Genomic DNA, 2,380 nt, shown 5'->3' on the forward strand with positions numbered 1-2,380 from the left:
GATGAAGTAGAAAGGAAAGTACCATGACAAAGGATGAAGTAAAAAAACTCTGGATGGACAGTCCGGAATCACTACAGTTTTTAAATAATGCTACAAAATTTTATAATTTAATGATGATGTATCGTTGTGCTATTCGGGAGATACAAACTAAACTTGAGGTTTTGGATGATGAATTTTCAGTTGAGAACAATCGAAATCCTATTTCTTTTATAAAAACAAGGATTAAGAAGCCCAATAGTATTTACAATAAATTGCAGAAAATGGGACATGATTTTACAACAGAAAATATACAGACATATTTAAATGATGTAGCAGGCGTTCGAATAGTTTGTGCGTTTATTGACGATATTTATATGATATCAGATTTGATTACCCAACAGGATGATATTAAAGTTATTGAAATAAAAGATTATATAAAAAATCCAAAACCAAATGGTTATCGAAGCTATCATATGATTGTTGAAATACCAGTATTTTTTGCTAAGGGTAAAACACCTATGCGTGTAGAATTACAGATCCGAACCAATGGTATGGATTTCTGGGCAACATTGGAACATCAACTTCGCTATAAAAAAGGAATTGAAGAAATGCCTGGTTATGATGAGATAAGTGAAGAATTACTTCATTCTGCAAGATCTATCATTGAAGCGGATAATGAAATGCAGAGAATAAAAGACAAAATTGGTATGTTTCATGAAATTTAGGCAGAAAACTGAGCAAGTAGGAAGGTGGAATATATATGAAGCAAGATACTTTAGAGGGCAAAGCAAAAACAAAAAATGGGGTAAAACGGCTGTGTTTTTCCATAGTCTGCATTCTTCTGGAAGTAATTTTTATTATTACTATCGTAACACGCTTGAATGAATATGCAGAAATTATAAATTTATTTACAAGGATTTTGAGTGGAATCTTGGTTTTGGGATTGTACGCATCAGATAAGACCTCTTCTATGAAAATGCCGTGGGTCATCTTAATTCTAATCTTCCCAATTATGGGTGTAGGCCTGTATTTGTTGATTGGTTTGAATGGTGGCACACATAAAATGCGTGAGCGATATGCAGAAATTGATAGCAAATTGTTACCAATGCTTCCGGACAGTCAGGAGTGTTTGAGCAAAATAAAAGAAACAATTCCGAAAGCAGGAAATATAGCAAGTTACATACAAAGAAATTCGCAGTATCCAATCTATCAGAATACGGATATTGTGTATTTTGATGAAGCAGTGAAAGGATTAGAGGCACAGCTTAAGGATTTGGAGAAAGCACAGAAGTTTATCTTTATGGAATATCATGCGATAGAAGACGCTGAAGCATGGCATAAGATTCAAGATGTTCTGGAAGAGCGAGTAAAAGCAGGTGTGGAAGTTAGAGTATTCTACGATGATATGGGTTCTATAGGCTTTATTAACACAGATTTTGTGAAAAAGATGGAGGCAATAGGAATTCATTGCCGTGTATTCAATCCGTTTATGCCAGGTTTAAATCTGTTTTTGAACAATCGTGATCATAGAAAAATAACAGTTATTGATGGAAAAGTCGGATTTACAGGTGGATATAATCTGGCAAACGAATATTTTAATTACACACACCCGTATGGACAGTGGAAAGATACAGGTATTCGTTTAGAAGGAGATGCTGTTCAGTCGCTTACGGTGACATTTTTGGAAATGTGGAATGCAGTAAGTGATAAGGATGCTAATGATTCTGATTTTAGTAAATACCTTTTCCACTATGATTATGCGGCACAGCAAACTGGGTTTGTTCAACCTTATGCAGACAGCCCTATGGATAATGAGCAAGTAGGAGAAGAAGTTTATATCAGTATGATAAATAAAGCTGAAAAATATTGTTGGTTTATGACTCCATATCTAATCATAACAGATGAAATGACGCATGCGTTATGTCTGGCTGCTAAGCGAGGGGTAGACGTAAGAATTATCACACCTGGTATCCCTGATAAAAAATTCATTTATAATATAACTCGTTCTTTTTATCATGGATTAGTTAAACATGGTGTTCGTGTTTATGAGTGGATTCCTGGTTTCTGTCATGCAAAAATGAGTGTGGCAGATGACTGTATGGCAACTTGTGGAACAATTAATCTGGATTATCGAAGTTTATATCACCATTTTGAAAACGGCTGTTTTATGGCAGATTGTCAGGCAGTTGTGGAAATAAAAAATGATCTGATAAGAACGATGGGAGAATGTCGTGATGTGACAGACCAATATCAAACCGGACGAAGTGCATATTTGCGACTGGGACAATTATTTATGAGATTATTTGCTGGATTGCTATAAGAATCTGATGAAACGACCTTTCAAAAAACAGTTGATTTAGAAGTTAACTGTTTTTGAAAGGCCGTTTTTGCTATATCTAAC

Annotated in this window: 2 protein-coding genes; both read left to right on the forward strand. The window is 34.8% G+C overall.

All coding sequences use genetic code 11. The features are described 5' to 3' along the window. Window positions 1-23 precede the first annotated feature (23 nt). A complete protein-coding gene (locus tag PGQ33_RS16590) occupies window positions 24-704 on the forward strand; it encodes a GTP pyrophosphokinase (protein WP_117502251.1) in 681 nt (226 codons plus the stop codon). A gap of 35 nt (window positions 705-739) precedes the next feature. Beyond that, on the forward strand, window positions 740-2,299 hold the full coding sequence (gene cls, locus PGQ33_RS16595; protein WP_270206116.1) for a cardiolipin synthase: 1,560 nt from the start codon (window positions 740-742) through the stop codon (window positions 2,297-2,299). The last annotated feature ends 81 nt before the right edge of the window (window positions 2,300-2,380 follow it).

The sequence above is a fragment of the Coprococcus sp. AM100_B19A genome, from assembly GCF_027662015.1.
GTDB classification, from domain to species: domain Bacteria; phylum Bacillota; class Clostridia; order Lachnospirales; family Lachnospiraceae; genus Allocoprococcus; species Allocoprococcus comes.

Coding starts and splice junctions, on each gene's coding strand:
- PGQ33_RS16590 (WP_117502251.1), top strand. CDS start 24: ATGACAAAGGATGAAGTAAAAAAACTCTGGATGGACAGTCCGGAATCA.
- cls (WP_270206116.1), top strand. CDS start 740: ATGAAGCAAGATACTTTAGAGGGCAAAGCAAAAACAAAAAATGGGGTA.